The organism is Corynebacterium sp. HMSC036D03, from assembly GCF_001836185.1.
Classification (GTDB): domain Bacteria; phylum Actinomycetota; class Actinomycetes; order Mycobacteriales; family Mycobacteriaceae; genus Corynebacterium; species Corynebacterium simulans.
Genome location: NZ_KV827729.1, coordinates 41,258 through 66,901, shown reverse-complemented (window position 1 = coordinate 66,901; position 25,644 = coordinate 41,258). Strand labels below are relative to the sequence as shown.

General features: G+C 58.7%; 25 protein-coding genes, 1 pseudogene and 1 riboswitch. Of the genes and pseudogenes, 22 read left to right on the top strand and 4 right to left on the bottom strand.

The window, feature by feature from the left end; all coding sequences use genetic code 11:
• The first annotated feature begins 43 nt into the window (after positions 1–43).
• From HMPREF2692_RS03525 to HMPREF2692_RS03470, 12 genes are all read left to right on the top strand, one after another.
• Positions 44–880: a tRNA (adenine-N1)-methyltransferase gene (locus HMPREF2692_RS03525; RefSeq protein WP_061922473.1), complete on the top strand. Its 837-nt coding sequence runs from the start codon at positions 44–46 to the stop codon at positions 878–880.
• 92 nt (positions 881–972) lie between these two features.
• Positions 973–2,532, top strand: coding sequence for a proteasome ATPase (gene arc, locus HMPREF2692_RS03520; RefSeq protein ID WP_061922476.1), 1,560 nt, complete (start codon positions 973–975; stop codon positions 2,530–2,532).
• Entirely contained in the window at positions 2,517–4,034 is a 1,518-nt protein-coding gene (gene dop, locus HMPREF2692_RS03515; RefSeq protein WP_061922479.1) for a depupylase/deamidase Dop, read from the top strand. The genes arc and dop overlap by 16 nt, the downstream gene beginning before the upstream one ends.
• A gap of 73 nt (positions 4,035–4,107) precedes the next feature.
• Positions 4,108–4,299 carry a ubiquitin-like protein Pup gene (locus HMPREF2692_RS03510; protein ID WP_061922482.1) on the top strand — a complete coding sequence of 64 codons (192 nt, stop codon included), beginning with the start codon at positions 4,108–4,110 and terminating at the stop codon, positions 4,297–4,299.
• 44 nt (positions 4,300–4,343) lie between these two features.
• Complete coding sequence (pafA, locus tag HMPREF2692_RS03505; protein ID WP_201040703.1) at positions 4,344–5,720, top strand: Pup--protein ligase; 1,377 nt, start codon at positions 4,344–4,346, stop codon at positions 5,718–5,720.
• Positions 5,721–5,754: 34 nt separating this feature from the next.
• On the top strand, positions 5,755–6,753 hold the full coding sequence (locus HMPREF2692_RS03500; RefSeq protein WP_061922488.1) for a helix-turn-helix transcriptional regulator: 999 nt from the start codon (positions 5,755–5,757) through the stop codon (positions 6,751–6,753).
• A 2-nt stretch (positions 6,754–6,755) separates the two neighbouring features.
• Positions 6,756–7,712, top strand: coding sequence for a helix-turn-helix transcriptional regulator (locus tag HMPREF2692_RS03495; RefSeq protein ID WP_061922492.1), 957 nt, complete (start codon positions 6,756–6,758; stop codon positions 7,710–7,712).
• Positions 7,713–7,789: 77 nt separating this feature from the next.
• Positions 7,790–8,053 carry a Sec-independent protein translocase subunit TatA gene (gene tatA / locus HMPREF2692_RS03490; protein WP_061922495.1) on the top strand — a complete coding sequence of 88 codons (264 nt, stop codon included), beginning with the start codon at positions 7,790–7,792 and terminating at the stop codon, positions 8,051–8,053.
• An 85-nt stretch (positions 8,054–8,138) separates the two neighbouring features.
• A complete protein-coding gene (gene tatC, locus HMPREF2692_RS03485; protein WP_371326277.1) occupies positions 8,139–9,200 on the top strand; it encodes a twin-arginine translocase subunit TatC in 1,062 nt (353 codons plus the stop codon).
• 21 nt (positions 9,201–9,221) lie between these two features.
• The gene (locus HMPREF2692_RS03480; protein ID WP_070518059.1) at positions 9,222–12,035 is read left to right on the top strand and encodes a DEAD/DEAH box helicase; all 2,814 of its coding nucleotides are present in this window, start codon (positions 9,222–9,224) and stop codon (positions 12,033–12,035) included.
• A gap of 23 nt (positions 12,036–12,058) precedes the next feature.
• Positions 12,059–13,243, top strand: a complete 1,185-nt coding sequence (locus HMPREF2692_RS03475; protein WP_070518058.1) for a M24 family metallopeptidase — start codon at positions 12,059–12,061, stop codon at positions 13,241–13,243.
• Entirely contained in the window at positions 13,244–13,996 is a 753-nt protein-coding gene (locus tag HMPREF2692_RS03470; RefSeq protein ID WP_061922505.1) for an SDR family oxidoreductase, read from the top strand.
• Between the two features lie 70 nt (positions 13,997–14,066).
• Here the strand turns inward: HMPREF2692_RS03470 and HMPREF2692_RS03465 are convergent, their stop codons facing one another.
• Entirely contained in the window at positions 14,067–14,948 is an 882-nt protein-coding gene (locus HMPREF2692_RS03465) for a hypothetical protein (RefSeq protein ID WP_061922509.1), read from the bottom strand.
• 100 nt (positions 14,949–15,048) lie between these two features.
• On the opposite strand from HMPREF2692_RS03465, the gene HMPREF2692_RS03460 reads away from it, so the two are divergent.
• From HMPREF2692_RS03460 to HMPREF2692_RS03450, 3 genes are read left to right on the top strand one after another with little or no spacing between them, the layout of a single operon-like run.
• A complete protein-coding gene (locus HMPREF2692_RS03460) occupies positions 15,049–15,657 on the top strand; it encodes an FxsA family protein (RefSeq protein ID WP_061922513.1) in 609 nt (202 codons plus the stop codon).
• Positions 15,657–17,204: an apolipoprotein N-acyltransferase gene (lnt, locus tag HMPREF2692_RS03455; protein WP_070822752.1), complete on the top strand. Its 1,548-nt coding sequence runs from the start codon at positions 15,657–15,659 to the stop codon at positions 17,202–17,204. Before HMPREF2692_RS03460 ends, lnt begins: the two co-directional genes overlap by 1 nt.
• A gap of 4 nt (positions 17,205–17,208) precedes the next feature.
• Positions 17,209–18,099, top strand: a complete 891-nt coding sequence (locus tag HMPREF2692_RS03450; protein WP_070822750.1) for a polyprenol monophosphomannose synthase — start codon at positions 17,209–17,211, stop codon at positions 18,097–18,099.
• A 142-nt stretch (positions 18,100–18,241) separates the two neighbouring features.
• Here HMPREF2692_RS03450 and HMPREF2692_RS03445 read toward each other — a convergent pair whose 3' ends face one another.
• The gene (locus tag HMPREF2692_RS03445) at positions 18,242–18,622 is read right to left on the bottom strand and encodes an RNA polymerase-binding protein RbpA (protein ID WP_070432934.1); all 381 of its coding nucleotides are present in this window, start codon (positions 18,620–18,622) and stop codon (positions 18,242–18,244) included.
• Between the two features lie 127 nt (positions 18,623–18,749).
• Here HMPREF2692_RS03445 and HMPREF2692_RS12570 point away from each other — a divergent pair, with 127 nt between their 5' ends.
• From HMPREF2692_RS12570 to HMPREF2692_RS13100, 3 genes are read left to right on the top strand one after another with little or no spacing between them, the layout of a single operon-like run.
• Positions 18,750–19,091, top strand: coding sequence for a hypothetical protein (locus HMPREF2692_RS12570; RefSeq protein WP_235591038.1), 342 nt, complete (start codon positions 18,750–18,752; stop codon positions 19,089–19,091).
• Positions 19,092–19,097: 6 nt separating this feature from the next.
• A complete protein-coding gene (locus HMPREF2692_RS03440; RefSeq protein ID WP_070432935.1) occupies positions 19,098–19,796 on the top strand; it encodes a YceI family protein in 699 nt (232 codons plus the stop codon).
• Between the two features lie 11 nt (positions 19,797–19,807).
• Positions 19,808–19,975, top strand: a complete 168-nt coding sequence (locus HMPREF2692_RS13100) for a hypothetical protein (protein ID WP_168162310.1) — start codon at positions 19,808–19,810, stop codon at positions 19,973–19,975.
• A 157-nt stretch (positions 19,976–20,132) separates the two neighbouring features.
• Here HMPREF2692_RS13100 and HMPREF2692_RS13295 read toward each other — a convergent pair.
• Positions 20,133–20,357, bottom strand: a pseudogene (locus HMPREF2692_RS13295) (hypothetical protein); the annotation flags it as partial.
• Between the two features lie 54 nt (positions 20,358–20,411).
• On the opposite strand from HMPREF2692_RS13295, the gene HMPREF2692_RS13220 reads away from it, so the two are divergent.
• A complete protein-coding gene (locus HMPREF2692_RS13220) occupies positions 20,412–20,942 on the top strand; it encodes a heterodisulfide reductase-related iron-sulfur binding cluster (protein WP_061922528.1) in 531 nt (176 codons plus the stop codon).
• Here the strand turns inward: HMPREF2692_RS13220 and HMPREF2692_RS03430 are convergent.
• Entirely contained in the window at positions 20,939–22,252 is a 1,314-nt protein-coding gene (locus HMPREF2692_RS03430) for a class I SAM-dependent methyltransferase (protein WP_070822748.1), read from the bottom strand. The genes HMPREF2692_RS13220 and HMPREF2692_RS03430 overlap by 4 nt on opposite strands.
• Before the next feature lie 198 nt (positions 22,253–22,450).
• Here HMPREF2692_RS03430 and HMPREF2692_RS03425 point away from each other — a divergent pair, with 198 nt between their 5' ends.
• The 3 genes from HMPREF2692_RS03425 (at position 22,451) to thiD (ending at position 25,621) form a co-directional block, all read left to right on the top strand.
• A complete protein-coding gene (locus HMPREF2692_RS03425; protein WP_061922534.1) occupies positions 22,451–23,791 on the top strand; it encodes an NAD(P)/FAD-dependent oxidoreductase in 1,341 nt (446 codons plus the stop codon).
• A 181-nt stretch (positions 23,792–23,972) separates the two neighbouring features.
• Entirely contained in the window at positions 23,973–24,515 is a 543-nt protein-coding gene (locus tag HMPREF2692_RS03420; RefSeq protein WP_061922537.1) for a CAP domain-containing protein, read from the top strand.
• Positions 24,516–24,693: 178 nt separating this feature from the next.
• Positions 24,694–24,791, top strand: a riboswitch (TPP riboswitch).
• Positions 24,779–25,621 carry a bifunctional hydroxymethylpyrimidine kinase/phosphomethylpyrimidine kinase gene (gene thiD, locus HMPREF2692_RS03415; RefSeq protein ID WP_061922540.1) on the top strand — a complete coding sequence of 281 codons (843 nt, stop codon included), beginning with the start codon at positions 24,779–24,781 and terminating at the stop codon, positions 25,619–25,621. It overlaps the preceding riboswitch by 13 nt.
• The last annotated feature ends 23 nt before the right edge of the window (positions 25,622–25,644 follow it).

The following is a 25,644-nucleotide window of genomic DNA, read 5'->3' as shown; positions in this document are numbered from 1 at the left end:
AAACCTCCTTTAAATCCACGAGAAAGCATAGGAAGCACACACCATGCCTTATTCCGGACCTTTTCACTATGGCGATCGCGTCCAACTGACCGATGCTAAGCGCCGCCACTACACGGTGATACTTGAGGAAGGCGGCGAGTTTCACTCGCACAAGGGCATCATCCGCCACGACGAAATCGTCGGTCTGGATGAGGGCTCCGTGGTGCGCTCCACACTGGGCAGCGACTTCCTGCTCTTCCGCCACTTGATGGTGGACCACGTGCTTTCCATGCCGCGTGGCGCGGCGGTCATCTACCCGAAGGACTCCGCGCAGATCCTGGTCGAAGGCGATATTTTCATGGGCGCACGCGTCCTGGAGGCTGGCGCCGGCTCCGGTGCGTTGTCCATGACGCTGCTGCGCGCCGTTGGCCCGCAGGGACACGTCTTCTCTTACGAGGTGCGCGATGATCACCTGGAGTACGCCGTGGACAACGTCAAGGAATACTTCGGCGAGCAGCCTGAGTGGTGGACCCCGCGCTTGGGTGATTTGGCGGACGTCACCGTGGAAGAACTCGGCGGTCCGGTCGACCGCGTCATCCTCGACATGCTTGAGCCGTGGGAGCATTTGGAGAAGGTTCGCGACATCCTGATCCCTGGCGGCGTTTTCATGACCTACGTGGCTACCGTGCCGCAGCTGATGAAGGTCATGGAGGGGATCCGCGAGCTGAAGTGCTTTACCGAGCCGAAGGCCTGGGAGTCCCTCGTGCGTGAATGGAAGGTGGAAGGCCTTGCCACCCGTCCAGAGCACCGCATGAACGCGCACACTGCGTTCCTCATCTGGACGCGCCGCCTTGCCGACGGCGTGACTCCACCCCGCCCGCAGCGCCGCGCCCGCAAGTAGGTGCAAAAGAAACGAAGCGGAGCCAAAGAATCCGCGGGGAGATTTTAGGCCAACCTGACTTGTCGGCATGGTTCACGCGCTAGTGTGTAGCTATGACCGACGCAAGTCACACAGCCGCCCTCAAAAGGCAGATTGATCAGCTAGCCGAGCGCAACACCAAGCTCGCTTCGCTGCTGCAGGATTCCCGCAACAAGCTGCAGCAGATGTTGGCCGAGGTCAACGAACTATCAGAGCCTGCCTCAACCTATGGTGTATTCCTCGGATACTCAGGAAAGCCGCATGATTCCCGGCGCGACGCCGAGGTCTATACCAACGGCCGCCCCATGCGGGTTAAGGTCTCGCCCAACCTAGAGCCAGGCAGCCTTGAAGCCGGCCAACTCGTGCGTTTAGGCGAGGGCTTCGTCGTTGTAGAAGCTTGTGGTCACCCGCAAACGGGAAGCCTTGCCACCGTGCAAGAGACTTTAGGCACCACCCGCGTCATCGTGGCGAACTCCTCCGGCGAGGAGCAGGTGGTGCTTTTGGCCGCCCGTCTTCGCGAGGGCATTCGCGCTGGCGACACAGTCCTTGTCGATGGCAAGGCAGGTGTCGCGCTCGAAAAGATTGAAAAGTCCGAGGTGGCACAGCTTTCGTTGGAGGAGGTCCCAGAGCTTAGCTACGACGACATCGGCGGTCTGGATGCTCAGATCTCCCAAATCCGCGATTCGGTCGAGCTGCCTTTCCTGCATCCGGATCTTTATCGGCAATATGACTTGGAGCCGCCGAAGGGTGTGCTGCTTTATGGCCCGCCGGGCTGTGGCAAGACCTTGATTGCTAAGGCCGTGGCCAATTCGCTCGCTACGAAGATGGGTAGTGGCGGCCCGAGCTTCTTTTTGAACGTCAAGGGCCCTGAACTCTTAAACAAGTACGTGGGTGAGACCGAGCGCCGCATTCGCCTTATCTTTGAACGCGCTCGCGAACTCGCAGCCCAGGATTCGCGCCGCCCGGTCATCGTTTTCTTTGACGAGATGGAATCCATCTTCCGTACCCGTGGTTCCGGAGTTTCCTCAGACATGGAGACAACGGTGGTTCCGCAGCTGCTGACGGAGCTCGATGGCGTCGAAAAGCTGGGCAACGTCATCGTCATCGGCGCCACCAACCGTGAGGAGCTCATCGATCCCGCCATCATGCGCCCGGGCCGACTCGACATCAAGATTCGCGTCAATCGCCCCAGCAAGCAAGGCGCCCGCGAGATCTTTAGCCGGCATCTGGGTCAGAAGGTGCCGCACCAGGCGGACCTCGAGGGGCTGATTGATTCTGCAGTCGAAGAGCTCTATTCGGAGCGACCCTTCGTACGTCTGCATTACCGCAATGATGAGCCACGGACGTTGTTCTACCGCGACTTTGTCTCCGGCGCGATGATTGCCAACATCGTAGCGCGTGCAAAGAAGCTTGCGATCAAGGACGCGCTTGCTGATAGCGAGATAAGCACGCACGGTATTACTTCGGAACACTTACGCCAGGCCATTGCCGCGGAGCAGGCGGAGTCAGAATACGTACCAACCTCGGCTAGCCCTGAGGAGTGGACCAAGATTGTTGCCGGCACCCAAGCTGGCGCAGAAGTAACCCGAGTCGAGCTAATGGGCTTTAGGAGTACCTCATGGCACGCGTCCTAGGAACAGAAACTGAGTACGGGATTTCCACTCCCACGAGTCCGGAGTTTTCGCCCATTGTCACCTCGACCCATGCCGTGGTGGCTTATGCGGCGCTTCATACTTTGGCGCGTTCGCGCTGGGACTTCCGCGAGGAACATCCGCTGCGTGACTCCCGCGGTTTTGATTTGAAGCGCTATCAAACCGTTCCTGTGGTTGATCCAAATGCAATCGGCGTGGCCAATGTGGTGACCGCAAACGGTGCGCGCTTCTACGTCGATCACGCGCACCCGGAGTATTCCTCCCCGGAATGCACGAATGCTTGGGACGCCATGCTTTACGACGCCGCCGGTGACGTAGTTTTGCGACAAGCCGCCGAAGCGGTAGCGCGCCTATCCGCGCAGGGCACATCTGTGCTGGCGAATCATGATCCGTGCCCGCCACTGAAGTTCTACAAGAACAATGTGGATGGCAAAGGCGCATCCTACGGTTCGCACGAAAATTACCAGTACCGGCGCTCTACCGAGTTTTCCGCGATTGCCGCGGGCCTCATCCCGTTCTTCGTGGCACGCCAGGTAGTGGTTGGCGCTGGCCGCGTTGGCCTTGGACAAGAAGGTGAAGAGCCAGGATTTCAGATCTCCCAGCGCGCCGACTACATCGAGCAGGAGATCTCGCTGGAGACAACGCTCAACCGCGGCATCATCAACACTCGCGACGAGCCGCACGCGGTAGCCGAGGACTTTGGGCGCCTACACGTCATCATTGGCGATGCCAACATGTCGCAGACAGCAAACTTGTTGAAGCTTGGCATGACCTCCTTGGTGCTTGATGCCATTGAAGCGGGCGTCGATTTCAGCGACCTACAGCTCCGCGATGCGGTGGCCGAGGTTTCCTTGGTTAGCCGAGACCTCAAGCTACAGCACAAGCTGAAGCTCAAGGACGGACGCGAGCTCACAGCACTTGATTTGCTAGCTGAATATCGCAAGCGGGTCACTCCGACGAACGACGTGGATGAGAAGGTCCTGGCGGCGTGGGACGAGGTCGCCGGCCTGCTCGCGGCAGAGCCGCTTTCCGCAGCACATCTGGTGGACTGGGTAGCCAAATACCAGTTGCTCAAGGGATACATGGATCGCGGCGTAGCCATCGATGATCCCAAGCTGGCTCTTATCGATCTCCAATACACTGACGTCGATCCCGCCAAATCGCTTTACCATGCGCTGGTGCGAAAGGGGCGCATGCGCGTGCTCGTCAGTGAGGAGGAGATTGACAGGGCAGCCCAAAACCCGCCGCGGGATACGCGTGCGTTCTTCCGCGGTCGAGTCATAGAAAAGTACGGTGAGGCAGTCGTTGCCGCCAGCTGGCAGTCTGTCTCCCTGCGCAGTGGTTCCGGTATCGCGACCGTCACTCTCGATGACACGCTAGAGCTAGGCGCAGCTGATGCTGCGGAGCTCATCGAGCGGGCTGACGACGTCGAAACACTACTCGTTGAGCTCGATAAGGCCGGGGTAGCAATTCGGCGCAGTTAGCGCGAAGTATCCATAGGAAGCAATTCACCGAAAAGATAGAAAGATAGTAGGAAAGAAAGAAGGTTTAGAGACAATGAGCGGAAACCAATCCCAGGTAAACGCCGGCAACGGCGGTAGCAACGGTGACGAGGCCGCGGAGTTCTCCGCGGGCCAGGTGAGCATCAATAGCGCGGGCACGGATGATCTGCTTGATGAGATCGACGGCTTGCTTGAAAACAACGCTGAAGAATTCGTACGCGCATATGTGCAAAAGGGCGGCGAATAAACGTGAGCGAGGCGCACACGGATCACGTTTATGCCCGCCGCATCATGGGCATCGAGACCGAATATGGCGTGACCTCACGGGCTGATGGCGATCAGCGCGCGCTGACTCCGGATGAGGTGGCGCGCATCCTGTTCCGGCCCGTCGTGGAGCAATATTCTTCCTCGAATATCTTTAGCCCAAATGCCTCAAGGCTCTACCTTGATGTGGGCTCGCATCCGGAGATCGCCACCGCCGAGTGCGATAGCCTCACCCAGCTCATCAACTATGAGCGCGCGGGTGACCGCATCGTAGACGAGCTAGCCCGCAAAGCTGAAGAGACGATGGCTGCCGAAAATCGCCCAGCTTCCGTCTACTTGTTTAAAAATAACGTCGACTCAGCAGGCAACTCTTATGGCTGCCACGAGAACTACCTCATTAGCCGTCACGCGGTGCTCAAAGACTTAGGCCTGGCCTTGCTGCCTTTCATGATCACCCGCCAACTCATCTGCGGCGCCGGCAAGATTCAACCGGCTAAGGCAGACGAGCCTGCTCGCTTTTTGCTTTCCCAACGCGCGGATCAGGTCTGGGAGGGCGTGTCCTCGGCCACGACTCGTTCGCGGCCTATCATCAACACCCGTGACGAGCCGCATGGTGACTCTAAACGCTTCCGCCGCATGCACGTCATCGTCGGCGATTCCAACATGTCGGAGACCACGCTGGCGTTGAAGATCGGTTCAACGTTGTTGATGCTGGAAATGCTAGAGGCAGGCATCGACGTACCGCGTTTCGATGTCGTTGATCCGATTCATCGCATCCGTGACATCGCCCGCGATACCACTGGCCGTACCGAATTAGGGTTGAAGGACGGCTCGACCATCACGGCATTGGAAGTGCAGTACGCCCTTTGCGAAGCCGCCCAACGTTGGCTGGAGGAACGCCCGGATGAGGGCACTCCGAATGCCGAGATGCGCAAGGTAGTAGACCTCTGGCAGCGCACGCTGCATGCCATTGACACCCAAGATTTCAGCGGCGTCGACCGCGAGATCGATTGGGTAATCAAGCGCAGCCTTCTGGATCGCTATCGTGAGCGCCTTGGTGGCGATTGGGCCCACCCCAAGCTGGCGCAGATTGACTTGACCTATCACGATACTCGCCCTGGCCGCGGCCTGTTTAACGTGCTGGAAGCGCGCAAGATGGTTGAGCGTTGGACCACCGACGCGGCAATCGCGGCCTGCGTCGATACTCCGCCGCAGACTACGCGTGCGCGCCTGCGCGGAGAATTCCTGCAGACGGCGCGCCGCTTGGGTGCCAACGTCACCGTGGACTGGACGCGTCTGAAGGTAAACCGACCTGAACCGCACACCGAGGAGTTCTCAGACCCGTTTGTCTTCGAGGATGCCAGGCTGCAAGCGTTGTTAGACTACATGGAGCACAACGCATAAATTCACCTATTGCCTTTAAGGAGCACACGGGCCTATGGCGAAGCCTCAACCAGGCAAACGCGACCCCGCCGTTGAAAGGTTGACCAATCTTTCTTTTGCGCTGCAGGGCGCAGCCCACGGCGGCGGCAGTCCCGATCGCAGCGCGGCCTGGATCCGCAAGAACGTGGAAGGCTACCAAGATCGCGGAGACGAGGCCTTTCTAAAACAGCTTGCGCGCGACGTCGTCACGCTCCAGCGCGCAGGCGTGCCAGTGGTCCATACCAGTGGTGAATTTGGCTCGACCTATCGTCTTAACCAGGAGGAGTACCAACTTCCTCCGGTCCACTTCACCCCAGAGGAAGCGATGGTGTTGGGCGTAGCCGGCGGCATCGGCAAGCCGGGCGGACTCAGCGATTTCACGCTGTCTGCTTGGACCAAGATTGCCGCCTCGGGCGCCTCAAGGGATCTCAGCGGCGCGCCGGTCTACGTTGCGGTAAACGACATCACCCGCATTAGCCCTGAGTTAACCACCGCAGTGCTGACGGCCGTGCGTAAGGGGCTGCGTATCAGCTTCGACTACTACGCGCGGCCTTCCGCGCCGGCAGTCCGGCGCACTATGGATCCGTGGGGATTGGTCAACCATGACAGCCGCGTTTACCTCGTGGGCTGGGACGTCGACAGACAAGCCCCTCGCGTATTTCGCGCCACTCGCATCGATAATGTGAAACGTTCCCGGCAGGAGGCAACCCACCTTGTTGCCCCCAAGCCACTGCAAGAGCTGGTGATAGACACGCTTAAGCGCGGTCAGCGCGTCGATGCGCTGGTGGCGATCCCTGAAGGCGGTGCCCGGGAGCTAGAAGCAGCAGGGGTACGACGCGATGATGGAATCGTGGAGATGCGCGGCGTGGATAAGGATTGGCTCGTGCGAATAGCAGCAAGTTATGCGCCCGAGGTGGAGGTTAAGGAACCTGCAGACGTACGCGAGGCAATAATTAAGCTGCTGAGTGCGCCACTCGGCGTCACAGATGAGGCCGCACTGGAAGGAGGGGAGTAGCCATGGCTGATGGTTCGCAAAAGTTGCAAGCGCTAGTACGCTCTTTAAACCTGATCCCGTACTTTCGCAATCACCCGGGCCAAACCCCGATGGAAGCCGCCACCGACCTTGGTATGACGCCGGCGGAGCTTAAAGACGCGGTCGATCGCCTTTTTTGCTCAGGCGTGGGCCGTCACACTGAAGACCTGATCGACCTGTCCTTCGATTATCGCGACGGCATCCAAATCTACAATGACCAAGGCTTAACGCAGGCGCTGCGGCTTACTCCGACGGAAGCCGGTGCGCTTTTGCTCACCCTCGAAAGCCTCGAGGCCATGCCTGGGCTCATCGATACCGAGGCCGTTAAGTCAGCAGCCGCAAAGCTGCGGGAGATCATGGATGAAAAGACAGCAGCTATCTATGACTCTCTCGCGGATACCGATCCACATGAGTCTCAAGTCCAGGCCACGCTAGCAAGCGCCGTCGATAAGCGGCACCGCGTGCGCTTCAAATACTGGTCCGCCTCCAGCAACCAGGAAAAAGAACGCACCGTGGATCCTGCGCGCATCTTTATCTATGAATCCGAGCCATACCTCGTTGCGTGGGAGGAATCGCTAAAAGCGCATCGCACCTTTCGCTTGGACCGCATTCAGGAGGTCGAGACGCTTGCTGAAAAGGCCTACCCCCACCTGCGGGAGCTTGACTTCGATCCCGAGCAGCCCTTTGCCATGCGACACGCCAAGAAGGCGACATTAGAGATTCACCCAGAATTCACATGGTTAGCAGAACAGCACGACATCGACTTGGGCGAGACGTTAAAAAATGGCTACGTAGCTGCAACGATGCCGATCGGTTCGGAGGAGTGGTTTATTCGTTTCGCGTTAAGCCAAGCTGATAGAGTGCGGGTCACCAGCCCGGATTCCCTCGTGAAGGCGATTACAGATCGCCGTCTAGCGGCACTGGACGGTTATACTAAATAGCCGTTCGTAAGTTCAGAAGGCGGTTGCTTTTTAAAACTGCCGCCCCACACCAATAATCTGAAGAGAAAGAGGAACCCATGAGCCTGGGACCTTGGGAAATTCTAGCTATTCTGCTTGTCGTTTTACTCCTGTTCGGCGCTACTAAGCTGCCGGAGCTGGCTCGTTCGATGGGCCGCTCCATGCGCATCTTCAAGTCTGAGGTAAACGAGATGCACCAGGAAAACCAGCCAAAGCAGGAACCAAACCAGATCTCTGCCGCTAAGCAGTCCGACGACGAGTTCTGGAACGGCACCTCTTCGCAGCCAGGCCAGACCCAGCCAAACGGCGGCAACGCTAACTAATCACTAGGCCTAGCAACCACGGCGAACTCCAGCCTCAGCTGAGGTTCGGTGTTCGCCTTTTAATGTGAAAGCATCCTTTTAAACAATGCCGAAGAATTCTCCTGCGAATGCCGCGAAGCCCGCGAGCGCGCTTGCGCGTTTGCGCGCGCAACGCAAGGCAAAAAAGAACCCGTTGGGGGAGATGACGCTCGTCCAGCACCTGCAAGAGTTGCGCCGCCGCATCGTCATCTCCTTGCTTGCGCTGGTGGTTGGAACCATCATCGGTTTCATTTGGTATCAACAGGCACCGTTTAACATGCCACCGCTCGGTGAGATTCTGCGCGGACCTTATTGTTCGCTTCCGGAAGAAAAGCGCGTGTCCTTTACCGCGGACGGGGAGTGCCGCCTTTTGGCAACCACCCCGTTCGAGATGCTGATGCTGCGAGTTAAGGTGGGCGCCCTAGCGGGTGCCGTGCTGTCTTCGCCGGTGTGGCTCTACCAAATCTGGGCCTTCATTGTCCCTGGTCTGCATAAGAATGAGCGCCGCTTTACTTTTAGCTTCGTCGCGGTTGCGGTGATTCTTTTCGTTGCCGGTGCAGTGCTTGCTTATTTCATTCTGTCGGTCGGCCTTGAGTTCCTCATGGGCATTGGTGAGGAATTCCAGACCGCAGCGTTGACTGGTGGGGACTATTATCGTTTCTTGCTCGGTTTGCTCATTATCTTCGGTGTCAGCTTCGAAATCCCGTTGCTCATTGTTGCCTTGAACCTGTTGGGCATCCTGCGCTACGAGCACGTTAAGGACAAGCGCCGCATCATCATCGTGTTGATTATGATTTTTGCCGCGTTTATGACGCCTGGCCAGGATCCGTTCTCGATGCTGGTGCTCGCTGGCTCGCTGTGCTTGCTCGTAGAGCTTGCATTCCAGTTCTGCCGCATCAACGATAGGCGCCGCAAGCGCGAACGCCCCGAGTGGTTGGACTTGGACGACGAGACAGCCTCACCGCTTAATACCCAGGCCAGTGGCATTGGCGGCGCCTCCGCAGTTTCGGCACCGACCCCGATTGCCGCACCGCAGCAAACCCGTCCCGCGCAGGCTTCACAGCCAGCAATTCCCAACTCTCAGTCGGCACCGAACAATAACGCGAGCTTCTTCGACGATGTGTTGTAGCAACAGGTAGCCTTGGTGCTTATGACTTCCATGCACCTGGATACCTTTCGCGCAGAACTTAGCCACCCACTCGATGACTTCCAGGTGGAAGGTTGCCGTGCGGTTGAAGATGGCCACGGCGTGCTGGTCTGCGCGCCTACTGGCGCGGGTAAGACCATCGTCGGTGAGTTTGCAGTTTCCCTGGCGCTTTCGCGCGGCACTCGCTGTTTCTACACCACGCCGATTAAGGCGCTAAGCAATCAGAAATACCACGATCTCGTAGCTGCCCACGGCGAGGATGCTGTGGGGCTTCTGACTGGCGATGTCTCCATCAATTCCGGCGCGGAAATCTTGGTGATGACCACCGAAGTTCTACGCAACATGATCTACGCCGAGTCCGGAGCCTTGGAGCGGCTTAGCCACGTTGTCATGGACGAGATCCACTTCCTGGCCGATGCCTCTCGTGGTGCGGTCTGGGAAGAAGTCATCCTCAACCTTGATGAAAGCGTATCCATCATCGGTCTGTCAGCCACGGTTTCTAACTCGGAGGAGTTCGGTGAGTGGCTGTCTACCGTACGCGGAGACACCACCGTCATCGTCTCTGAGCACCGACCGGTTCCGCTCGACCAATGGATGATGATTGGCCGCAAGGTCTATCCGCTGTTCGAGCCAGAGACTGGGGGACAGGTAAACGCCGAACTGGCGCGCCGCATCCGACGTCTTGAAGCCGGCGATAGTGACGATGGCAAGACAGCTGGCAACGACCGTGCAGGTTTTCGCAGCCGCGCGCGCCACAAGGGTGGCGGACACGGCGGAGGCCGCGATAAGCGCGGCCGCTCTGGCAATGCCCGATCCCAAGACCGGTATCGTCCGCTCGGCAGGCCGGAAACCCTTCAGGTGCTCCAGGGAATGGACATGCTGCCGGCAATTACCTTCATCTTTTCCCGAGCTGGCTGCGACGGCGCACTCTATCAATGCCTGCGCAGCCGCATGGTGCTGACCACTCAGGAAGAGTCCGAGGAGATCAAGGCGATTATCGATGCCGGCGTAGAAGGCATTCCGGAAGAAGATCTCCAGGTGCTTGACTTCAAGCGTTGGCGCGAAGCGCTGTCGCGAGGATTTGCCGCCCACCACGCGGGCATGCTGCCGGCTTTCCGCCACATCGTTGAAGAGCTCTTCGTTAAAGGTCTCGTGCGCGCGGTATTCGCCACGGAAACCCTGGCGCTGGGCATCAACATGCCGGCCCGTACCGTGGTTCTAGAAAAACTGATCAAATTCAACGGCGAGGCGCACGTCGATCTCACTCCGGGCCAGTACACGCAGCTAACCGGCCGCGCGGGCCGTCGCGGCATCGACACCATCGGCAACGCGGTGGTGCAATGGGCACCAGCGATGGATCCGCACGCCGTCGCAGGTCTTGCCTCCACGCGTACCTACCCGCTCATCTCTACCTTTACGCCGGGCTACAACATGGCCATCAACCTGCTCGGCATGCTGGGCTTCGAGGAATCGCTGCGCCTGCTGGAAAAGTCCTTCGCACAGTTCCAGGCAGACGGCTCAGTGGTGGAGGAGACCCGCGAGGTAGAAAAGGCAGAGCACCGCGTACGCGAGCTGCGCAATCAGCTTGACGACGCCATCGATGCTCTAGCACCGCCGGCGCGTGACGGGGAGGATCCGGCTGAGGTGCTCATGGACTATATCCGTTTGCGCCGCAAGCTCACCGAAGAAGAAAAAGCCGCGCACGCGAACAACACCGCGCAACGCAACCAAGAAGTCGCGGTGGTGCTCGCCCGCCTGCAGGTCGGTGAAGTCATTGCTATCGCAGGCAAAAAGCGCCCAATCTTGGCCGTGGTGGTCACCCCGGCAAATCAGGCTGCCGATCCGCGCCCTTGGGTGACTACTGAAACCGGCTGGTCCGGCCGCATCGACGCCTCCGGGATCAACAACCCGCCGATTGTGGTCGGGCGCATGAAGCTGCCGCGCCCAGTGCAGAAGAATCCCCGTCGCAACACCAAGTTCGTGCAGGATTCCTTCAAGCGCAACCACTATGACCGCCCGAAGAAGATGCGCTTGGAGCCGCGCAACCGACCAAATAAAAAGGTCGGCCAGTTGCGCGACGCTATTCGCCAACACCCAGCGCATGCGTGGCCGGCCACGGACCGCGAGCAGCTCGCAGGCCTAGCTCAGAAGCTTGCCCGCCGTGAGCGTGACCTCGAGAAGGTCAACGCTCGTATCGAGCGCGCCACCGACACCTTGGGCAAGACCTTCAGCCGCATCGTAGACCTACTTTCAGAGATGGACTATGTGGAGTTCGAAGGCCTTGGCGCGGAACGTACCCCCGTCATCACCGACGAGGGCGAGCGCCTTGCACAAATCCACAGCGAATCCGACCTACTAGTCGCGCAGTGCCTCAAGCGCGGTATTTGGAACGAGTTGGATCCCGCGGAGCTCGCGGGCGTGGCTTCGCTGTGTGTCTTCGAAAACCGCAAGGAGATCCGCGGTGAGCCGGAGGCTGCAACGGAAGCGATGGCCGATGCGATGGAGGCAACCTATCGCATCTACACTGAGCTCATTGCAGACGAAGCGCGCCACAACCTGCCGCGCACTCGCGAGCCTGAGGCCGGTTTTGCGCTCGCCATCCACCAGTGGGCCGCGGGCGCACCGCTGGGCTACTGCATGGCAGCGGCCAACGAGGCCGGTGCGGAGCTTACTCCAGGTGATTTCGTGCGCTGGTGCCGCCAGGTGGTCGATATGCTCCAGCAGATTGCGAAGACGGGCTACGAGGAAGATATTCGCCGCAATGCCCGCAGGGCTATGGATGCGATCCAGCGCGGCGTTGTGGCAATCGGAGCTTAATCCAAAAAGGTAGGCTCGAGGGCATGTCTGATTCACAAATCGCTTTTCCCGTTTCGGTCTACGCGCAGCGTCTTAAGCATGCGCAAGAAGTCGCCGCAGAAAAGGGGATTGACCTCCTTATTCTCGGTACCGGCGCAGACTTTGCCTACCTCACCGGCTCGTGGGTTTCTTCCCACGAACGCCTGACCGCACTGGTCTTGTGCCCGGACGCCGCGCCTTTCATCGTTGCTCCTGCAACCGATATTGAGACGCTGAATGCTTCTCCTGTCGCGGAGCTGGGCATCGAACTGCGCGGCTGGCAAGATGGCGAAAATCCTTATGAGCTGGCCTGCGATTCCTTTGCACAGCAGCAGGAAGGCGCTGCGGGCACAGGGGACGAAGGGAACAAAGCGCCCACTGTTGCGCTAGGTGCCTCCCTGACCGCCGATCATGTGCTGCGCTTGCAGGATGGGCTGCGCGCCAATTCTTCTGCGCAACCGCAGTACGTACTGGCCACCTACGCATTGGCTGAGCTTTTCACCTGCAAGGACGACGCCGAGATCAAGGAACTGGCTAAGGCGGGCTCGGCTATCGACGCCGTGCATAACGCCGTGCCGGAGCTGCTTAAGCCTGGCCGCACCGAGGCCGACGTCGCCGCTGATCTGCGTGAGCTGATCCTGCGCGAGCATGTCGAGATCGACTTCATCATCGTTGGTTCTGGCCCGAATGGCGCGAACCCGCATTATGACTACGGCGACCGCGTGCTCACTGAAGGCGAGCCGGTGGTCGTCGACATCGGAGGAACCTTGCCTTCCGGTTACCACTCCGACACCACCCGCACGTACGTCGTCGGCGGCGACGTTACCGCGGCACCGCAAGACTTCCAGAAAGCTTATGCAGTACTAGAGCGTGCCCAGGCTGCCGGCCGCGCTGCAGCCAAGCCCGGTGCCACCGCGCAGGATGTGGACCGCGCCACCCGCTCCATCATCGAAGAGGCGGGCTATGGCGAGTACTACACCCACCGCACCGGTCATGGCATTGGACTTTCCACTCACGAGGAACCTTTCATCATGGAAGGCAACGAGCTTGTGCTGGAAGAAGGCATGGCCTTTTCCATTGAGCCGGGCATCTACATTCCGGGCAAATGGGGCATGCGCTTGGAGGACATCGTTTACACCACTGCGGATGGTTACGAGTCCCTGAACAAGGCTCCGCGGGAGCTGCGCTAGATGGCAGGGGTTTTGATCTTGGGCGGTCGCAGCGACATCGCCGGCGAGATTGCGCTGCGCCTTGCGCCGGGAAATGAACTGGTGCTGGCCGCCCGTGGCCTGCAAGGCCTTGACGAGCGCGTCGCCACGCTTCGCGCCGCGGGTGCCACCGAAGTACATACGCTAGATTTCGACGCCACCCAGGTAGAAAAGCATCGCGACCTCGTACACGCGGCGCAGCGCTGCCTTGGCGAGGGCGAAGAACTCAAAACGGCGGTAGTCGCGTTCGGCATCTTGGGCGAGCAAGAACGCGCGGAGCATGACGAAGCACACGCATTCGATATCGCACTGGTGGACTATGCCGCTCAGGTGTCCATGCTTACGGTCTTAGCTGATGAGATGAAGTCCGGACACATCGTCGCTTTTTCTTCGATTGCCGGATGGCGCGCGCGCCGCGCAAACTATGTTTATGGTTCCACCAAGGCTGGTCTAGACGCCTTTTGCCAGGGACTGGCAGATCGCTTGCACGGTGGTCCGCTCGCGCTAATCACTGCTCGCCCCGGCTTCGTGATTGGCTCCATGACCACTGGTATGAAGCAGGCACCGTTATCAGTGACTCCCGACGTCGTGGCAGACGCCGTCGTGGATTCCATCACGGCAGATGAAGGCCGCATGCCCCGCAGCCGCACGCTTTGGATTCCTCGCGCTCTGCAGGCTCTGGCATGGGTCATGCGGCTTGTACCACGTCCTATCTGGCGGCATATGCCACGTTAGACGCAGCGTTAAGAATTCGCTGCCGAGTTTAGCTTGTAGCCAAGCTACACTGCGTGGCCAATAGGCGCGCTTAAAAGCTGTAGAGATGCGGCGAATTGATGTCGAAGATGAACCCGCGTGGCGCAAGAACGCGCAGGACCACTTCGGCATCGCCTTCCGCGATGTCGTGGAAGATAAGTCCCTGCCACGGGGTGACGGTAATCGGGACATCGAGACGACCAATCAGATCCGCAAACTCTGCCGGAATGATTCCTTTGTGTAGACCCGCGCCAAGGTCCACGATGCCTTCTCGAGTATGCTCAGCCAGCCAACCGATTGGCAGCGCCGGGCGCTCGCCTTCAAAAGCCCCACGGTCGTGTTGGGCCTCGCCGGAGCCATGTGCCGCGGTAGCTGAAAGGGTATCGCTTTCTTCCAGCGCCTGGACTAGGGCTGGCACTAGCTCCTCGATGCTAAAAACATCTTTATCTAGTGCGCCGCCTTTAATCAGGCGCGCGCGATTATCGCCCTCCAGCATCGCACCAAAGTCCAGCCCCTCATGCAGGATGTCGCCGTAGCCGCCGTCGACGCCGAGGCGCAGGTTTGCCGCAACATCCAAGCTTTCTACTACTGCTGCGATATCGCGTGCTACGGCACGAGCAGCGGCAGATAGAGGAGAGGCCAGCACCGGCTGAGTACCTGCCAGTAAACCCGGGGCGCTAACGCGCGCCAACAGCTCTTGCTGATCATGCACGCCGCGTAGCTCCAGTGCGGCGCCTTCTGCCAAGTACACATTCCCATCGGCCAAATCTTCAGCCAGGGCTGCAATCTCTACCCAGTCGGCCGCGGTGGTCGAGCCTGCGACCGGAACAAAGCGTGCGATGGTGCCGAAGGTGGCGTCGTCAAGCAGCAGCGGCGCGCCATGAGGAGCGCCCTGCGGTGATTCTTGGGGCGGGGTGTGGGGCAAATCAGTCATGGCTGCGATCTTAACTTTGCTCGCCCCACCGCCAATATTCGCGTCTGCCAAGGGGTGTTGGCCGCACCCGGGAAGTTTGCAGATAGGTAGGGTAGAAGCCATGCCTTTTGTTCTGTTTATCGCCTATGTTTTGCTCGAGTCCGTCGCCTTTTGGGCCGTGGCTAAATGGCTAGGCATCTTGGGCGCGGTGCTGGCGCTTTTTATCACCATGTTCTTCGGCATGACCATTGCCGCATGGGAAGTTCGCCGCATCATGCGTCGTCAGGTGGTCCGCGGCGAAGATGGCATCTATTACATGGACGGCAAGCAGGCGGGAAAGACCGCAGGCAACGTGGGACTCACGCTGGCAGGTGGCATGCTCTTATCGATGCCAGGCTTTGTGTCCACCATTGTGGGGGCGTTGCTGATCTTCGCACCTACCCGTTCCCTGGCGCGCACTATCCTCGCAGCGTCGATGGTGCGCAAGATTGAGCACATGGGTACCCGCATCTTCGAAGCTAGCCCCATGGCACAGCACCACGATTCTTATGGCAGCTTCGGCGGATTCGATGGCTTCAAGACAAACAATGGCTCTAACGCGCGGAATCCTTTCCAGGAGGGCTCGGCAGAGGTCCTTGACGAGGAAGAGATCCGCAAGTGGAGCGAGAATCTCAGTCCGGATGATTTCACAGGCGGTGGATCTGGTTCTGCGGGGGATTCCGCGAAGTAATGAAGCACCTTTTAATCCGCCTGACGCTAGCCTGCCTGTCGGGCGGTCTTACTTTTCTAGCCGTCCAGCCACTCAGCTGGTGGCCGATGGGAATCCTAGGCATTGCGTTGCTCTATGGCGTGCTCACGCCGTGGGGGAGTAATGCCCCTACTTTGCGCGCCGGCGCCGGTTTCGCGTTTGCACATGGATTCATGCTCTACCTGCTCACGCTGCCATGGATCGGCGAATTGGTGGGCAATTTTCCCTACGTCGCCTTGGCGTTTTGGTTAGCACTATACAGCCTGCTGCTGGGCATGGGCGGCACCGCATTAGCGCGACATAAAACGGGGTTTATCTTCTTTGCGTTCTTCTACGTCGCCGTTGAGATGCTGCGTTCGAGCGTTCCCTTCGGCGGTTTTTCCTGGGTGCGTCTGGCTTGGGGGCAGATCGACGGGCCGCTTGCGAACCTCGCACCGCTAGGCGGGCCTGCGCTTATCACCTTCGCCACGGTGCTAATGGCGTCCGGCCTCGTAGGGATGATTCGATCTCGCGGTAAGTTGCGTGCGGGGGCTGCCGCTGCTGTCATCCTTCCGCTTATCGTTGGGTTCGCTGCAGGCAGTCTTGTTAATCGCCCAAGCAAAACAGTAGGTGAGGTCAACGTTGCAGCGATCCAGGGCAACGTTCCGCGCATGGGGCTGGACTTTGCCGCGCAGCGCCGTGCGGTGTTGGAAAACCACGTGCGGGTAACGAAGGAGGCCGCCGCGGCAGGCAAGCCGGTGGACATGGTTGTTTGGCCGGAGAATTCTTCCGACGTAAACCCATTTGAGGACGCCCAAGCTAGCGCGCTTATCGACGCCGCGGTGCGCGCCATCAAGGCCCCCATTCTCGTGGGCACGCTGACCGAGGACGCAGTGGGTTCACGCAATACCATGCAGGTTTTTAAGGCGGATGGGGAAGTAGGAGAGCACCACTACAAAAAGTATCTGCAGCCTTTCGGCGAGACCATGCCGATGCGTTCTTTCTTCCGCAAGATCACCGACTTGGTGGATTTGGCCGGTGATTTCAAAGCCGGCGATGGCCCCGGCGTGATCCACATGAACAATGTGTTGGTTGGGGTGGCTACCTGTTACGAGGTTTCTTTCGACCAAGCCTTCCGCAGCTCGATTCGCAATGGGGCGCAGATTCTTACGACGCCGACGAATAACGCCACCTTCGGATACTCCGACATGACCTATCAGCAGTTGGCCATGAGCCGCCTGCGCGCCATGGAGACCGACCGCGCGGTTGTGGTGGCGGCGACCTCCGGCGTCTCCGCCATCGTCGCCCCAGATGGCACGGTGAGCCAGCAGAGCGAAATTTTTGAACCCAAGTATCTGATTGAGACGCTTCCGCTGCGCGAGGGTACGACGATCGCTGTAAGGTTTGGTTCGCTCCTGCAATGGCTGATGGTTATCATTGGTACAGTCAGCGCGTTGTGGGCTCTTCGCTCATTGCGGAAGAAACCTTGTTTAAGCGCGCCACACAGAAACTCTGCCGTCTTAGCGGCAGCAAACAAAGAGGAGCTTTAAAAACGTGAGCAACACCCACGCTTCCACCTTGGTTATCATCCCGACTTATAACGAGATCGAAAACCTTCCGCTAATCACCGGACGCGTCCGCAAGGCAACGCCAGAGGTCAACATCCTCATCGTTGACGATAATTCTCCCGACGGCACCGGTGAAGCAGCAGATAAGCTCGCAGCTGAAGACGAAAAGCTGCACGTCTTACACCGTGAGGGGAAAGGTGGCCTGCTGGGTGCCTATATCGCCGGCTTTAAGTGGGGTCTAGAGCGCGACTACCAGGTTCTCTGTGAGATGGACGCTGACGGCTCTCACGCACCGGAGCAACTGCACCTGCTGCTCTCTGAGATCGACAAGGGCGCTGATCTGGTAATCGGATCCCGCTACATCCCAGGCGGCGAGACCGTCAACTGGCCGGCTTCCCGCGAGTACCTGTCTCGCCTGGGCAATATCTACATCTCAGTGGCTCTGGGTGCAGGCCTGTCCGATATGACTGCAGGCTACCGCGCATTCAGCCGCGAGCTGCTCGAGTCCATCGACTTCGAAGACTTGTCTAAGGCTGGCTACATCTTCCAGGTAGATCTTGCTTTCCGCGCCGTCAAGGACGGCTGGGATGTACGCGAGGTGCCAATCACCTTCACCGAGCGCGAGTACGGCGAGTCTAAGCTTGACGGCTCCTTCGTTAAGGATTCACTGATGGAGGTAACCAAGTGGGGCGTCGCGCATCGCTCTGAGCAGGTTAAGGATTTCGCCGGTGAGGTAGGAAACATCGCATCCTACACCTACCGCCACAGCAACATCCCGGGCTTGGGTGCCAAGGTCAAGGAAGGCTTTGCCTGGACCGGTGACTTCGCAGACGAGATCAAGTCTCTGCTTAAGCACCAGTTCGGCAACTCCAAGTAGTACACCAAGTACTTCGTCGGGCTAAGCCCGCAAAATCGGCCTGTGAGTTTCTCCTTTAACACTTAGATTTAATATCTAGGAGAGCTGACAGGCCGCTTTCTTATTTTTACTTAGTTGCGTTCATCCGCTGCAGAAGGCCGCACTAGCCCTGGTTCTGGTTCTCCTGCTGTTCCTTGAGCAGGCGAGCGGCAGAACGACGGCGGGAGCGCAGGTTCTCAATGCGCTCGCTGAGAAGCTCATCCAGCTCCTCAATGGAGCGGCGCTCACGCAGCATATCCCAGTGGGTGCGTGGCGGCTTAGCTGGCTTGGACTCAACGCCTTCGCCCTCAATCAGGGTGCCAAGCTTACCGTTCTTGCACATCCACTCCTCAGGAATTTCCGCATCATCTGCGAAAGGAACTTCGTAGATGTCACCGTCTTCGGTACGGTACTTGACCATCTGGCGTGGTGCGAGATCGTGGTCACGGTCCGTCTCGTAGCTGACGGCGCCCATGCGGCTACCACGGAGTACGCGATCTGCCATGCAACATCATCCTTTTCATAAAGTGTGCTTGGAAGGGTAGACATACATCACCCAAGAAACTAACAGTATAACGAAGTACTCCGCGGGTTTGTTCCCACCCCGGGATAAATGGACTAAGGTGTATCAGGTGATCCGTCAAGCTACCCGCGACCGCGCCCAAGCCACATGCCAATGGTGCGGCAAGGAGATCCCGCAAGGAGGGCGCGGACGCCCTCGTAAATTCTGCAGCCCATCTTGCAAACAACGAGCATACGAGCAGCGCAACAACGTCTCTGGAACCTCGATTCCGAAAGACGCTGTCATCATGACGCCCGAACGCGCTGACGCGCTTCGCGACGGCCTGTTTGAGCTGCGTTGCTCCGCAGAGGACATCGGGATTGCCGCACAGGAAGGCGCGGACACTAAAGAGCTTCAACAGCTGTGCACGGAGCTTGTCACTCTGGCACGCCGGCTCGAGGAATTGAGGTAAGGACAAATGCAGAAACTTCTACGTAACCGCAAGCTGGTCATCTCCATTTTCGTGGTGCTGATCCTCATTGCAACCTTGGTGGCGCTTGGCCCGCTGTTTTACTCGATCTACATGGGTCGTGGTGTAGAGACCAAGCCTGTCGACGCCGCACATACCAAGCCAGCAAGCACTGAACTAGACGGCAATTGGCACGTTATTGCTGGTACGCCGCATAATTTCACCTCAGTTGGCTTCAGCATCGACGAAATCCTACCTGCTGAGAAAACCCGCACCTCGGGTTCCACCAAGGAAGTTGAAGGTCAGGCAGTAATCAAGGACCAAAAGGTTGAAGAAGGCACAATCGTTGTCGATATGACCAGCCTGACCACGGATAAGAAGGTCCGCGACCAGAATATGAAGGACAAGCTCTTCATCACGCGCGAGTACCCGGAGGCCAGCTTCAAGCTGACGGAGCCCGCTGACTTGTCGAACGTTCCTGAGGACGGCTCGGTGGCCAAGGTGACGCTGACAGGCGAGCTTACTATTAAGGACAAGACGAAGAAGGTTAGTGAAGACTTTGACGTTGTCCGTGACGACAAGACGATTGTCCTGGGCGGCAACATTCCAGTGAACCGACTGGATTATGGAATTGAGACACCAGAACTAATCGCCGCAAAGATCGCCGAAGAAGGCGAAGTTAATATCCGCGTAACGCTCGAGAAGTAGAAAATCAGATAGTGATGAACTCCAAGCATCTGATTCCGATCATCTGGTTCAGGCTCGTCGTGCTGATTGGCTTTGGCATATTCGTCGGCATCCAACAGATGTGGTTGTTGCTCGGCGTTGCAGTCTTATTGGGATGTCTGACGGGGTTCCAATTGTTTAACGCATACAAACGCCAGTAACGGAAACACCACCGTTTAAAGTCACAGTTACTTTAAACGGTGGTGCAAGTGCATGCCGGACAAACGCGAAAATGGCGGGCGATCCTGTTTATCTATATCGATAAATGTCCGATAATGTACATTATGTCATTTCAGACAGGGCTGGCCAATCTCCCATCTAACCGGCAGGCACAGAAACCTCGTCTGCCTCCCTCCGTGCACTAGAGTCAGACTCACCGACAGTCTCGGCATCACCTCCGGGTCCGCTTTCTCCCGGCAAAGGCTTGCGGCGAACCAGCGCCGCGAACACGGCGCCAGTAATGTTCGCCCACACCGCAGCAACGACGCCAGGCAACGCAGCCTCCGGCGTAAAGAACTGAAGCGCTAATGCTGACGCCAGACCCCGTGGTCATCCAAGGGCTATAAAGAGGGTTTTGCCTACCAAGCCACCAAGATCGTGCGCGATCTATGGCAGTGGTCCGACGAAGGCGCGCTGCCGATCATTGTCGATGCCGCCAGCTGCACTCATGGCTTGCTCGACAACGTGCCAGAGGCGCTTGCCGACGCCGAGCTAAAACTGTGGGATCAGCTGCGCATCATGGATGTTGTGGAATGGCTGCGTGATGAAGTGGCCCCTCACCTGCCGATCGTGCACTCTATGGGCAAGATCGCAGTCCATCCGACGTGTTCTACCCACCACATGGGTATCAGCGATGACCTCGTTGCTCTGGCCGGACTCTGCGGCGAAGCCAAGGTGCCAGAGGGCGCCATGTGTTGCGGCTCCGCTGGTGACCGCGTCATGCTGCACCCGGAGCTGGTGGAATCTGCCACCCGCGAGGAGCGAACCAGCCTGGAGGCGGAAGACTTCGATGCCTTCGTCTCCGACAACCGCACCTGTGAGATGGGCCTAGAGATGATCTCCGGCAAGGCCTACGACTCAATCGCGGTACTGCTCGAACGGGCTTCGCGCCCAGTGGTCACGCCTTAACGGCGGCCACCACGGTGGCGGTGGGTGGCCGTGAGTTGCACGGCATCCACCTGGCCAAGCTCCAGCAAAGCCTGGCGCAGCGCAAACTGGAAAGTCCACAGGCGGCGGAACACAGGATCGAAACCTGCCGCCGCGGCTTCGCGTAGATGACCATCGAAGTAGCTGCGCTGCTCGCGTAGCGATTCCACGTAGTGACCGCCCACGTGCGTCTGCGCGATGATGCGCAGATTCGAGTTGCGGTCGAAGAGCTTGTGCGTTTCCTCGAGCGTTGGGTAATCCAGTCCGGGCCAGACATAGGCGCGCAGAACCTGTATCGCCGAACGGGCAGCCGGGGTCATCGTCTCGGTAGCGAAAGTCGAGGTGAGCGCGACCCTACCCTCTGGGATCAGAGAGCGATCCAGCATCCCCACGAAGCGCTTACGCTCTGCGGGCGTAAGCAGCTCTAGCTTTTCCACGCTGACGATCGCGTCGTAGCGACCACGCCATTGTTTCGGATGCGGCACGGTGTCATCGATCTGCTGAATCTGTACCGAATCTGCCGCGCCCTCGAGCACTAGGGTTTCGTTGAAGTCCTCGACTTGCTCGGCGTCGGCAGTCAGCACGTCCACCGTCGCCCGCCTGTTGACTGCTTCGACAGCCACACTCATTCCGGCTGCGGGATAAACCAGCAGATGAGTGCCGGCGCCGGTGCGCGTGGCGTCGAGAAGCCATTGCGCAGCACGCTTTTGGCCATCCTTCAGGTCGGTGCGGTCCACCGCAGTCGGCTCACTAACGTGAGTGACATCAACGAAGTGCTCCTTAGGTTCCTTGCGGCCAGCCTGTGGACTAAAGCTAGGCACAGCCTCCCGGACCGTCGTCGGAACGCCGCTGGCAAAGATGCCGCCCGAATGGGTATAGCCATCACCGGCATAAAGACGCACCAATTCCACGGGTAGCTCACCCGGGGTGGAATGCTCGACCTCGAGCTCGCGCGCCTTCGGGCGATAATTCGCACGCAGCAGTCCACGCAAAACCTTGACCAGCTTGTCAGAGTCAGCGGTGGTCCACTCGCCCGCCAGATAAGACTCCGCGAATCCAAGCCAGCCGGTGGCTGCGATGCGAATGAAGAGGGCGTCGTGCAACACGGAAAGGTCTGGTCCGCCCTCTGCCTTAGATTCAGGGTCCAGATCCAACTCCGCGAGATCACAGGCCTTGGCGAATTCCGCCTCCGCACGCCGGGCTTTAAAACGTGCAAAGCTCACCGCCGGAAGCGTCGCTACGCTCGGCCACTGATTGGCATCGATGGTGGCTAGATGTGGAAAATCACCCATTGGTCCGGTTATCTCCTTGGCAAACGTCTACGTGCACAAAGGCTTCCAATTAACCCTAGTGTGAAAAGCCCACCTAGATGCGCCGCCATGCCGAAGAAGAAGCTGTTTAACCTACATAAAGTATGCATGTACGGTGACTAGGGTTTAGACTGATTCGGTACAAAATTTTTCGCTTTCTTAGGAAGGTATCTCCCCACTATGGCTGAAACCCCTTACCGCCCTGCAGGCGGACGCCACCATGTAGTCGTCATCGGCGCCGGCTTCGGCGGCCTCAATGCAGTTCAGCAGCTGAAGAACGCTGACGTTGAGATCACCCTGATTGATAAGAAGAACCATCACCTTTTCCAGCCGATGCTGTACCAGGTAGCCACCGGCATGATTTCCGCCGGCGAGATTGCTCCTTCCACCCGTCAGCTTCTGCGCAACCAGGCCAACGCTCACTTCGTCAACGGCGAAGTCACCGACATCAATCTGGAAGGCCAGACCGTTACCGCTGAGCTTGAGGGCTTCCAGCGTACCTTCGCCTACGATTCCCTCGTCGTCGCCGCTGGCGCTGGGCAGTCCTACTTCGGCAACGATCACTTCGCTGAGTTCGCTCCGGGTATGAAGACCCTGGATGACGCACTGGAGCTGCGTTCCCGAATCGTCTCCGCCTTCGAAAAGGCCGAGTTCGTTGACGACCCAGCTGAGCGCGAGCGTCTCCTGACCTTCGTCATCGTCGGCGCCGGCCCAACTGGTGTTGAGTTGACCGGCCAGATCGCCGAGCTGGCTAACCGCACTCTGCGTGACCAGTACTCCAACTACGGCACCACCAGCGCCAAGATCTACCTGCTTGATGGCGCACCGCAGGTTCTTCCGCCATTCGGCAAGCGCTTGGGCCGCAAGGCGCAGCGCACCCTGGAACGTCTCGGCGTCGATGTGCGTCTGAACGCCATGGTCACCGACGTCACCGAGGACGCCGTCACTTACAAGAACATGAAAAACGACGAAGTCGTCACCATTGAGGGCGCAACCAAGATTTGGTCCGCTGGTGTGGCCGCTTCCCCACTGGGCAAGATGGTTGCTGACCAGGCAGGCGTCGAAGCAGACCGCGCTGGCCGTGTCTCCGTCAACGATGATCTGACCGTGGGCCAGCACTCCAACGTCTACATGGTCGGCGACATGATCTCCCTGAACCGCCTGCCTGGCGTGGCGCAGGTTGCGATCCAGGGTGGCGCACACGTGGCCAAGCTCATCAAGGCAAAGGTCGACGAGGAGTCCACCGCCAACGAGCGCGAGGCATTCGAGTACTTCGACAAGGGCTCCATGGCCGTCATCTCCCGCTTCAACGCGGTTGTGAAGATGGGCAAGACCGAGTTCGACGGCTTCCCGGCTTGGGTTTCCTGGATGGGACTGCACATCATGTACGTCCTTGGCTTCCGCAACCGCACCACCGTCGCGGTGAACTGGATCCAGAACATGATCTCCCGCGACCGCGGCAACCTCGAAATCACCGAGCAGCAGCGCATCGCTCGCAACTTCATCAACAAGAACAAGTAAGCCCAAATAAGCCACTGTTCTAGCAGTTGCAGCTATCCCCCGCACAACCACCAAACCACCTGGTGTGCGGGGGATTTTGTGTCCTTGATCTCGTTTCTGCGCAACCACACCCGAAGACGCGTGACGGGTGGTTGTATAAGAAATGTATCTACCCCTTCTCTCCTTACAAGGACGGTTCTCTATGCCTACTTCCTTGCTCAACATGGTCCCGCAGATTCTGGCCGGCCTTCTCACTCTCATCCTGACTCTCGTCGGCATTTTCACCGGCGGTTCAGTGGGCTCCAGCTCCAATGCACCGCAGCCAGGCGATACCTCGGTTACGAGCCCTAGCAACGGAAACTTCGACGTGGCAGCGGATCAAACCCGCGTCTTCAACGAACTCAACAAGTACCGCGCACAGTATGGTTTGACGGCGGTAAAGCGCTCCACCACGATGGATCAGCGCGCTCAGGATTGGGCAAACTATCTTGCTGAGACCGGCCAGTTCTACCACGACCCCAAGTTCAATGAACGCGAAAACATTGCGATCATCATGACCAATGATGTGTCCGAAGCCGTCTGGAACAGCTGGCACAATTCCAGCGGCCACCGCGCCAACATGCGCGCTGACGATGCCAAGTACGCAGGCCATGGCGTAGCTATCATGAAGAGCGGCAAATTCAAGGGCCAGAAAGTCATTGTTCAAAAGATCTCTGACGTTGCAGTACCGAATACTAGGGCATAGTCCGCATTAGGTTGATGCATTGTCCAGCTCCCACAACGCCGTGGGAGCTGGACTCTTCTTTTGTCGATGCATCTGAACTCCGCAACATTGCGTGATAATAGACGGGGCCTCCAACGCACTACCTGCCGATAAACTAGGCAAACCGCCTTCGTGCACTCCCAGTCTTTGTTAATCTCACTTCTACAACAAGGGGTGCCGCAGGCCTGCGGCTGAGATTAGACCCTTAGAACCTGCACTTAGTTAGCACTAGCGAAGGGATAGTTGTGAAGAATTCTCATCCACGGGGTAGTTTGCCGCGCGTATTGACCATTGCGGGCACCGATCCGACAGGCGGCGCCGGCGTCCAAGCGGACTTGAAGGCGTTTATGGCTGCGGGTGCTTATGGCATGTCCGTGGTAACGGCGCTGGTGGCGCAAAATACGCAGGGCGTGCGCTCGGTGCACACGCCGCCGCTGGAGTTCCTACAGGCCCAGTTGGACGCAGTGCTTGACGACGTCACGGTTGACGCCGTCAAGATCGGCATGCTCGGCAATGCAGATATCACCGCCTCCGTGGAAAAGTTTCTAGACCAGCTAGCACCTTCCACGCCGGTTGTTCTCGACCCAGTCATGGTCGCAACGAGTGGCGATCGCCTCTTGGACGAGCAAGCTGAGGCCGCAGTGCGGCAGCTGTGCAGCAAGGCCACCGTGATTACGCCGAACTTGAAGGAGCTCGCGGTGCTCACAGATACTCCGCAGGCCCAGACCTTCGAGGAGGCTACGGTCATCGCCCAGCGCTGGGCTGCTGATACCGGCACTGCCGTCATCGTCAAAGGCGGCCACCTGCCATCCGGCGATGCAGGAAACGCTGCTGTAAGCGCGGACGGCGTCTTAGTGCAGGTATCGAGCCCGCGCGTAGAGACCAAGAACACCCACGGCACCGGCTGCTCACTGTCTTCGGCACTGGCAGCACGATTGGGCGCCGGCGAAGATCTAGCAGAGGCTCTGGAATGGTCCACCACCTGGCTGCACGAGGCGATTGCCAATGCGGATGCCCTAAACGTAGGAAAAGGCCACGGCCCGGTGGACCATGGCCATATGCTGCGACGCCTCGCAGGGCTTTCATAGCAGCTCGTATCAGCTACTCAAGC

Coding starts and splice junctions, on each gene's coding strand:
- HMPREF2692_RS03510 (WP_061922482.1), top strand. CDS start 4,108: ATGAGCGGAAACCAATCCCAGGTAAACGCCGGCAACGGCGGTAGCAAC.
- HMPREF2692_RS03495 (WP_061922492.1), top strand. CDS start 6,756: ATGGCTGATGGTTCGCAAAAGTTGCAAGCGCTAGTACGCTCTTTAAAC.
- pafA (WP_201040703.1), top strand. CDS start 4,344: ATGGGCATCGAGACCGAATATGGCGTGACCTCACGGGCTGATGGCGAT.
- HMPREF2692_RS03475 (WP_070518058.1), top strand. CDS start 12,059: ATGTCTGATTCACAAATCGCTTTTCCCGTTTCGGTCTACGCGCAGCGT.
- tatA (WP_061922495.1), top strand. CDS start 7,790: ATGAGCCTGGGACCTTGGGAAATTCTAGCTATTCTGCTTGTCGTTTTA.
- HMPREF2692_RS03425 (WP_061922534.1), top strand. CDS start 22,451: ATGGCTGAAACCCCTTACCGCCCTGCAGGCGGACGCCACCATGTAGTC.
- HMPREF2692_RS03430 (WP_070822748.1), bottom strand. CDS start 22,252: ATGGGTGATTTTCCACATCTAGCCACCATCGATGCCAATCAGTGGCCG.
- HMPREF2692_RS03500 (WP_061922488.1), top strand. CDS start 5,755: ATGGCGAAGCCTCAACCAGGCAAACGCGACCCCGCCGTTGAAAGGTTG.
- HMPREF2692_RS03470 (WP_061922505.1), top strand. CDS start 13,244: ATGGCAGGGGTTTTGATCTTGGGCGGTCGCAGCGACATCGCCGGCGAG.
- HMPREF2692_RS03440 (WP_070432935.1), top strand. CDS start 19,098: ATGCAGAAACTTCTACGTAACCGCAAGCTGGTCATCTCCATTTTCGTG.
- tatC (WP_371326277.1), top strand. CDS start 8,139: ATGCCGAAGAATTCTCCTGCGAATGCCGCGAAGCCCGCGAGCGCGCTT.
- dop (WP_061922479.1), top strand. CDS start 2,517: ATGGCACGCGTCCTAGGAACAGAAACTGAGTACGGGATTTCCACTCCC.
- HMPREF2692_RS03445 (WP_070432934.1), bottom strand. CDS start 18,622: ATGGCAGATCGCGTACTCCGTGGTAGCCGCATGGGCGCCGTCAGCTAC.
- HMPREF2692_RS03525 (WP_061922473.1), top strand. CDS start 44: ATGCCTTATTCCGGACCTTTTCACTATGGCGATCGCGTCCAACTGACC.
- lnt (WP_070822752.1), top strand. CDS start 15,657: ATGAAGCACCTTTTAATCCGCCTGACGCTAGCCTGCCTGTCGGGCGGT.
- HMPREF2692_RS03465 (WP_061922509.1), bottom strand. CDS start 14,948: ATGACTGATTTGCCCCACACCCCGCCCCAAGAATCACCGCAGGGCGCT.
- arc (WP_061922476.1), top strand. CDS start 973: ATGACCGACGCAAGTCACACAGCCGCCCTCAAAAGGCAGATTGATCAG.
- HMPREF2692_RS03420 (WP_061922537.1), top strand. CDS start 23,973: ATGCCTACTTCCTTGCTCAACATGGTCCCGCAGATTCTGGCCGGCCTT.
- HMPREF2692_RS03480 (WP_070518059.1), top strand. CDS start 9,222: ATGACTTCCATGCACCTGGATACCTTTCGCGCAGAACTTAGCCACCCA.
- HMPREF2692_RS03460 (WP_061922513.1), top strand. CDS start 15,049: ATGCCTTTTGTTCTGTTTATCGCCTATGTTTTGCTCGAGTCCGTCGCC.